The organism is Micromonospora parastrephiae (assembly GCF_016802865.1).
Classification (GTDB): Bacteria; Actinomycetota; Actinomycetes; order Mycobacteriales; family Micromonosporaceae; genus Micromonospora; species Micromonospora parastrephiae.
The window spans coordinates 26732-33876 of sequence record NZ_JAEVHM010000047.1 but is presented as its reverse complement, the minus strand read 5'-3'; the positions used below and the strand labels follow the sequence as shown (position 1 = coordinate 33876).

The 7145-nt window shown below is 72.9% G+C and carries 10 protein-coding genes; 4 read left to right on the top strand and 6 right to left on the bottom strand.

Annotated features, from left to right (window positions below; translation table 11 throughout):
- The coding region (locus JNW91_RS12730) for a hypothetical protein (protein ID WP_203175045.1) at nucleotides 1-204 on the top strand (204 nt) is incomplete at its 5' end.
- Nucleotides 201-698 carry an SRPBCC family protein gene (locus JNW91_RS12725; protein WP_203175044.1) on the top strand — a complete coding sequence of 166 codons (498 nt, stop codon included), beginning with the start codon at nucleotides 201-203 and terminating at the stop codon, nucleotides 696-698. The genes JNW91_RS12730 and JNW91_RS12725, both read left to right, overlap by 4 nt.
- Here the strand turns inward: JNW91_RS12725 and JNW91_RS12720 are convergent.
- A complete protein-coding gene (locus JNW91_RS12720; RefSeq protein ID WP_203175043.1) occupies nucleotides 643-1536 on the bottom strand; it encodes a sterol desaturase family protein in 894 nt (297 codons plus the stop codon). The two genes, JNW91_RS12725 and JNW91_RS12720, sit on opposite strands and share 56 nt — an antisense overlap.
- 136 nt (nucleotides 1537-1672) lie before the next feature.
- Here JNW91_RS12720 and JNW91_RS12715 point away from each other — a divergent pair, with 136 nt between their 5' ends.
- Entirely contained in the window at nucleotides 1673-2242 is a 570-nt protein-coding gene (locus tag JNW91_RS12715; RefSeq protein ID WP_203175042.1) for a DNA-3-methyladenine glycosylase I, read from the top strand.
- Nucleotides 2243-2267: 25 nt separating this feature from the next.
- A complete protein-coding gene (locus JNW91_RS12710; RefSeq protein ID WP_203175041.1) occupies nucleotides 2268-2891 on the top strand; it encodes a hypothetical protein in 624 nt (207 codons plus the stop codon).
- On the opposite strand, the gene JNW91_RS12705 is transcribed toward JNW91_RS12710, so the two are convergent.
- Genes JNW91_RS12705 through JNW91_RS12690 form a run of 5 tightly spaced genes read right to left on the bottom strand, consistent with a single transcriptional unit; the run spans nucleotide 2888 to nucleotide 7118 of the window.
- Entirely contained in the window at nucleotides 2888-4132 is a 1245-nt protein-coding gene (locus JNW91_RS12705) for a DUF1501 domain-containing protein (RefSeq protein WP_203175040.1), read from the bottom strand. The two genes, JNW91_RS12710 and JNW91_RS12705, sit on opposite strands and share 4 nt — an antisense overlap.
- 14 nt (nucleotides 4133-4146) lie before the next feature.
- Nucleotides 4147-5301 carry a DUF1800 domain-containing protein gene (locus JNW91_RS12700; protein ID WP_309244338.1) on the bottom strand — a complete coding sequence of 385 codons (1155 nt, stop codon included), beginning with the start codon at nucleotides 5299-5301 and terminating at the stop codon, nucleotides 4147-4149.
- Entirely contained in the window at nucleotides 5253-5444 is a 192-nt protein-coding gene (locus JNW91_RS32210; RefSeq protein WP_238424858.1) for a DUF1800 domain-containing protein, read from the bottom strand. Before JNW91_RS32210 ends, JNW91_RS12700 begins: the two co-directional genes overlap by 49 nt.
- Before the next feature lie 59 nt (nucleotides 5445-5503).
- Nucleotides 5504-6295, bottom strand: coding sequence for an enoyl-CoA hydratase/isomerase family protein (locus JNW91_RS12695; RefSeq protein ID WP_203175039.1), 792 nt, complete (start codon nucleotides 6293-6295; stop codon nucleotides 5504-5506).
- Nucleotides 6296-6299: 4 nt separating this feature from the next.
- Nucleotides 6300-7118, bottom strand: coding sequence for a PaaX family transcriptional regulator (locus tag JNW91_RS12690; RefSeq protein ID WP_203175038.1), 819 nt, complete (start codon nucleotides 7116-7118; stop codon nucleotides 6300-6302).
- Nucleotides 7119-7145: the final 27 nt, after the last annotated feature.

The window sequence follows — 7145 nt, the reverse complement described above, 5'->3', positions numbered from 1 at the left end:
ACCGGCGAGCAGCCCGACGCCACCTCCTCTCCGGCGGACGCCGACGGCGTGGCCCCCGCCGACGACGTCGACCCCGTGGCTACCCCGGTGGGCGTGACCGGGCGGACCGACGCCACCTCCTCGACGGCGGACGCCGACGGCGCGGCCCCGGCCGAGGACGGCACCAGCAGGAACGGCGCGGTGGTCCGCTCGGAGTCGGCGTGATTGGCCCGGAGGGGGCCGACGATCTCCGCGAGGCGGCCCAACCCGGCGCTGGCGAGGTGACCGCCACCGTGATCGTCGACGCCCCGGCGGAGCGGGTCTTCGCGGCGTTGCTCGCCTGGGACCGTCAGTCCGACTGGATCCCCTTCACCCGGGTTCGGGTCGTCGAGGGCGACGGTCGCGAGGGCAGTCGGGTCGAGGCCGTGACGTCGCTCGGCCCGGCGGTGCTGCGCGACGAGATGCACGTCGTCCGCGTCGACGAGCCGTACGAGATCGGTGTGGTGCACTGCGGCCAACTGCTGCGCGGCCCGGGAGTGCTGCGCTGCACCCAACTGGACCGGAACTGCACGCAGGTGGTCTGGCACGAGTGGTTCCACCTGCCCGGTGGTCGGGCCGGCCGGTTGGCGTGGCCGGTGGTCTGGCCCGGGTCCAAGTTCAGCCTCACCCAGGCGCTGAAGAGGTTCGCCCGTCTGGTCGAGCAGGGCCGGCTGCCCTGACCACGCCCGGCGTCGGCTGCCAACCCGGCGCGCGGAACAGGTGCCCCGCGCGGTGTCGCCAGCTCACCGCGGACCGCAGGTCCCGGGCGATCGACGCGTACTCGTGGAAGGCCACCCGGACCGGGTTGTAGCTGCCCACGTTCTTGGTCAGCCCGTACACGCAGCGCTCCCGCTCCGGCGCGAACGAGCCGAACAACCGGTCCCAGACGATCAGGATGCCGCCGAAGTTGCGGTCCAGGTAGCCGCCCTGCGAGGCGTGGTGCACCCGGTGGTGGGACGGGGTGTTGAACACGAACTCGTACCAGCGCGGCATCCGGTCGATGCGTTCGGTGTGGATCCAGAACTGGTAGAGCAGGTTGACCGACCCGCAGAACGCCACCACCGCCGGGTGTACGCCGATGAGGATCAGCGGGATGTAGAAGATCCAGCTGGTCAGGCCGGTCCACGGCTGGCGCAGGGCGGTGGAGAGGTTGAACCGTTGCGACGAGTGGTGCACCACATGCGAGGCCCAGAGGATCCGGATCACGTGGTGGCCCCGGTGCGACCAGTAGTAGAAGAAGTCCTGGGCGAGCAGGATCAGCGGCCAACTCCACCAGAGTTCGGCCACCCGAAGCGGGGTGAGCGCGTAGAGCAGCGCGTACGCGGCGGCGATCGGCACCTTCCAGAGCAGGTCGGTGAAGACGCTGCCCAGCCCCATCGCCAGGCTGGTGGCGGTGTCCGCGCCGCCGTAGCCGATCTCGTCGTCGTCGCGGTGCAGCAGGTAGGAGACCCGTTCCAGCACGACGAGCAGCAGGAAGGCCGGGATCGACCAGGCGATGACGTCCGGGAATTCCTTCATCGCGCCACCTCCAGTGGCCGTCGGCGGCCGGGGGCACCGGTGGGTGACCCCAACCTACCGGTCGGTAACAAGCACCATAGGCAGCCGGACGGCCGGTGGCAATGGGCTGTCGGTGCGATGGCCTAGCGTGTTCGAGGTGACTGACCTGGTGATCGGCGCGGACGGGCTGGCCCGCTGCGCCTGGGGGGCGAGCACCCCGGACTACGCCGTCTACCACGACACCGAGTGGGGGCGGCCGCTGCGCGGCGACGACGCGCTCTACGAGCGGATGACGCTGGAGGCGTTCCAGTCCGGCCTGTCCTGGCTCACCATCCTGCGCAAACGCCCCGCGTTCCGGCTCGCCTTCGACGAGTTCCACATCCCGACCGTCGCCCGGTACGACGACGCCGACGTGACCCGGCTGCTCGCCGACGCCGGCATCGTCCGCAACCGGGCCAAGATCGAGGCGGCGATCGCCAACGCCCGTGCCGCGCTGGAGCTGCCCGAGGGCCTGTCCACGCTGCTCTGGTCCTTCGCGCCGGAGCAACGGCCGGCCCGCCCGGCCTCGTTCGCCGAGCTGGCGCCGATCACCCCCGAGTCGACGGCGATGGCCAAGGCACTCAAGAAGCGGGGCTTCCGGTTCGTCGGCCCCACCACCGCGTACGCGCTCATGCAGGCCACCGGAATGGTCGACGATCACATCGTCGGCTGTCACGTCACCCTCTGACCGGCGGCGTGATGAGATGGCAGGCATGACGACCGAGACCGCGCACCGGGCCGGTGCGGCCGGCAACGCCGACGGGGCGGGCACCTGGGCCGTGCTGCTGCCCGCCGAGCGGTACGAGGCCGAGCGGCTCGTGCACCACGACGCCCTGGAGTTGACCGGGCTGACCGACGTCGGTCGCCCGAGGCCGGGTGACCGGGTGGCCGTGCTCGCCGACGCCCCGCCCAGGCTGGTGGCGCTCGGCCGGGTCACCATGCCGGCGCAGCGGCACTCCGAGGACCCGGACGACCCGCAGTCGCCGGTCGAGCCGGAGACGCTCGTCGTCGCGTACACCCGGCGGGCCTTCGACGAGCCGGTGCCGGCCGACCTGCTCACCCTCGACGGGCCGGTCACCGCACTGGAGCCGGCGGCCTTCCGGGCGTTGGCCGACCGGCTCGGCCCACCCCCGGCGCGGCGCACCTGGCTGGTCAGCCTCGACCTGCCCATCGAGGCCGACACGCCGGCCGAGGCGGTACGCCTGTTCTGGTCCTACGTGCAGGAGCTGGGCCCCCGCGAGCTGCCCGCCTTCGTGGCGCCGTCCGGCGACGAGCTGGCCATGCAGGCGTTCGTGCTGGGCGCGGAGGCCAACCAGGACCCGGAAGAGGACGACTAGAACAGCTTGTCGAGGCGTCCCCGCCAGTCGGCGAGCACCGGGCCCGGGTCGGTGTCCAGCACCCGCTCCAGCAGCGTCGCGTAGACGTCCCGGAAGTCGGTCGTGTACTTCAGGTCGCCGTCGTCGAGGTCGGTGAGGCTGGGCGCCTCGCCGTGCCAGCCGCCGCGTACTCCGGCGCCGAGCAGCAGCACGTCCGACGCGGTGCCGTGGTCGGTGCCGTCCGAGGCGTTGGCCTTGACCCGACGGCCGAACTCGGAGTAGACCGCCACCACGACCTTCCGGCCCGCCTCGGTGCGAGCCATCCGGTCGGCGAATCCGGTCAACGCCCTATCCACCTGGCCCAACAGGACGGCCTGCAACTGCTTCTCGTCGGCGTGCGTGTCGAAGCCGCCCAGCGACACCGAGAAGGCCCGGGTGGACACGCCCGCCTCGACGCACTGGGCGACCAGGTCCAGCTGCGCGTCCAGCGGTGTCCGCGCCCCGCCGGTGGCCGTCGCGGGCGCCTGCTCGCCGTCCGGGTCGTCCGGGGCGTCGGTGGCGGCGGAGTCACGTACCTGGCGGATCATCTCGTCCACCGAGCGCATGTCTCCGAAGCAGGCCGCGGCCCGGGCCCGAGCTGGCGATTCGCCCGCCTCGGCGGCGGCGAACGCGGCCAGCGTCTCCGCCGAGAGCCCCTTGGCGGCCTTGCGGTCGCTCACGGGTACCGCGGCGCCCGCGCTCTTCTCGCCGGCCAGCAGCGGCGGCAGTGCCGGCTCGAACGAGACCGCCAGCCGGGGATCGCCGCCCGCCCCGTCCAGCCAACGGCCCAGCCAGCCGGTGTTACCGGGCCGGTCCGGTTGTGCCGTGTGCCAGATGTCCATCGAGCGGAAGTGGCTGCGGTCCGGCTTGGGGTAGCCGACCCCGCGCACGATCGCCAGCCCGCCCTTGGACCAGCGCTGGTGCAGGCCCTCCAGGGCCGGGTTGAGGCCGAAGTCGTCGTCCAACCGGCGCACCTCGTTGTCCGGGTACGCCAGCTCCGGGCGGGCCGCCCGGTAGGCCGGGTCGCCGTACGGGATGACGGTGTTCAGGCCGTCGTTGCCGCCGTACAGGGTGACCAGCACGAGTGTCTGCGACTGCGGGTCGCGGTCCCCGGCGGTGTCCAGCAGGTCCCGCAGGCTGTACGCGCCGGCTCCGGCGGCCAGTGCGCCCGCGCCGACCACTCCACTGGTCAGCAGGAACCTGCGTCGGGTCAGGGTGTCCATGTCGACTCCTCCGCTCAGCTGACGGTGTATTCGGGACTGACCAGGCCGGCGGCCAGCAGCTTGCGGGGCTCGCCGGCCAGCGGGGTGAGGGCGGCCCGGGTGCGGGCACCCCACCCGTCGACGACCAGCAGCCGGGCCAGCGCGTCGGGTCGGCCGGCTACGGGCGCGGCGGTCAGCCGGGCCAGCACCGCCGGTGCGGTGGCGGCGGCCAGCATCTCGGCCAGCCGGAGCCGGGCCTGCAACGACGAGGTGGTCAGCCAGGCGGCCCCGGCCGGCCAGCCGCCCACGCTGGGCGGGCGCAGCGGCACCTGGTCCAGCGCGTTCAGTCCGCCCAGCAGCTGTTTGCGTTGCTGCTCCGGCAGCGCGGAGGGGCGGACGCCGAGTTGCCGCAGCGCGCCGACCATCCATTCCACCGGCTGCTTCACCAGGGTGCCCCGGGTCTGCGCGAAGGCCGGCGCGGAGAAGATCGCGCGCAGGGTCGCGACGGTGTCCGCCCCGGCCAGGCCGTCCGGTGCCGGGACGTCGGCGCCGGCGTAGCGGAACCAGAGCCGCTTGGCCACGAACGACGCGGCCGCGGGCTCGGCGGCCAGCAGCCCGGCGTACGCCTCGGCGTCGAACCGGCCGCTGTGTCCGAGGATCGTCTTCTCCCCGGGATCGTGCCGGCGCGCCTCGAAGCTGGCGGCGCCGGTTCGCCGGTCCACCGTCCAGCCGGTCAACGCCCGCGCGCCGGCCTTCACGTCGGCCTCGGTGTAGTTGCCGATGCCGAGCGTGAAAAGCTCCATCAGCTCGCGGGCCAGGTTCTCGTTCGGCGCCTTGCGGGTGTTCTTCTGCCCGTCCAGCCAGATGATCAGGGCGGGGTCGCGCACCATCGCGGCGACCAGCGGGCCCAGCGGCCCACGCCCGTGCCGGCGCAGCGTCTCCAACTGACCCTGCATCATCCGCGGCGACTTGACCTTCTGCGCGCTGGTCGCCCAGTGCCCGTGCCAGAAGAAGAGCAACTTCTCGGTCAGCCCGTCCTCGGCGGCCGCCATCCGGTTCAGCCACCATTCGGTGACCTGCTGGAGTTGCTTGCGGCGCTCCGCGTTGGCCTTCTGCCGCTGCTCGCGGGTGGAGTCCTTGGTCAGCGCGGCGTACGGGTCGGGGGGCAGCGTCGGGACCGGGGTGGCCACCGCACCCCGGTCGCCCCGGGCGGGGTGAGCAACTTGTCCAGGGTCGCCGCCGGCCCGACCCGCTCGGCCGCGTCCACCTCGTCGGCGGTCGGACCGAAGGTGGCCCGGCGCAGCAGGTGCGCCACCGCTTCACGATCGCTCATGGGAGTCGACGCTAGGCGGCCCGTGTTCGAGGACGGTAAGGCCGAGGTGCGAATCGCGTTCAGTGTCCCTCGAAGACCGGTTTCTGCTTGGCGACGAAGGCGAGGGTGGCCGCCCGGTGGTCGTCGGTGGCGCCGCAGATCGACTGTGCCTGCGCCTCGGCCGCGAGGGCGTCGGCGAGGGTGCCGGCGTCGGCGATGGAGAGCTGGCGCTTGATCGCCCCGTACGCGACGGTGGGGCCGGCGGCGAGGCGGGCGGCCAGCTCCTGCGCGGCCGGCAGCACCTTCTCGTCGTCGTCCATGAGCCGGTTGAGCAGCCCCAGCCGGCAGGCTTCCTCCGCGCGGACCGGCTCGGCGAGCATCAGCAGCTCCACCGCCTTGGCGTGGCCGACGAGCCGGGGCAGCGTCCAGGAGGCGCCGGTGTCGGCGGCGAGGCCGACCTTGGCGAAGGCCATCAGGAAGCTGGTGGTCGGGCCGCCGACGCGGATGTCGGCGAGGAACGCCAGCGAGGCGCCCGCTCCGGCGGCCATCCCGCGGACGGCGGCGACGACCGGTTTGGGCAGGTTGGCCAGCCGCGCGGCGATCGGGTTGTAGTGCGCCCGGACGGTGCCCAGCGGGTCGGCGGAGCTGTTCTCCAGCGTCGACACGTGCTCGCGCAGGTCCTGACCGGCGCTGAACGACCCGCCGGCCCCGGCCAGCACGACCGCCCGGCAGGACCGGTCGGTCTCCAGCTCCGCCAGGGCGTCGCGCAGCGCTTCCTTCAACGCCACGTCGAGCGCGTTCATCGCGTTCGGCCGGTTCAACGTGAGGGTGACGACGGCGTCGGTCCGGTCGATGAGCAACGGCTCGGTCACGTTTCTAACGACCCTTCTGTCGGACGATGCGGTTGCCGGCGTCGAGGCACTGCTCGACGTACCGGTCCGCGGCCGGACGCAGACGGGCCGCGTGCCGGTCGAAGAAACTGGCGGCGGCGGTGCCGGGCCAGCGCTCGGGCAGCAGCGCCGGGGGCAACTGCGGGTCCCGGAACAGGAAGGTACGCCACGCGTGCACGAGCCGGAACCGGGCCGCGTACGCCTCCTCGTCGCTGCTGCGCACGGTGACCGCGGCGAGCAGTGGGCGTTGGTCGGCGACGAAGCGTTCGTAGGCGTGGCCGATCTCGGTGAGGTTCCAGGCCCGGCGGACCACGCCCATCGCCCCCGGCGTGCCGGAGTAGTGCGAGGCGGTGAACCGCTCGAACCGGATGCCGGCCTCGGCGAGCAGCAGGTCGACGTCCTCGGCGGGCCGGGTGGCCACCCAGGTCTGCTCGTCGAGTGTGCCGTAGCCGAGGAAGCTCAGGGTGGCGGCGAGCCGCTGCCGGTCCCGGCGGGAGCCGGGCGCCTCCAGTACGAGCAGATCGAACCGGCCGTCCCACGTGACGCGGCCGGTCCGGTAGATCCGGGCCGCCGCCTCGTCCAGTCGTCGGGCAGCTTTTGGTGTGATCGAATATCCCGGTCCGGATGCCAGACGGAGCGGGTCGAGCCAGCCCTGACGCACCATCCGGGACACGGCGGTGCGAACGGCCGGCGGTGCGATTCCCAACGGTGCCAGTAGCTTGACCAGGGCGGCGACCGGTGCCCGGCCACCCCGCGGCCGGAGGTGGTCGCCGTACAGGTCGAAGAGTGCCGACCGTGCCTGCATGACCGCACATTGTGACAGGCCTTCTCA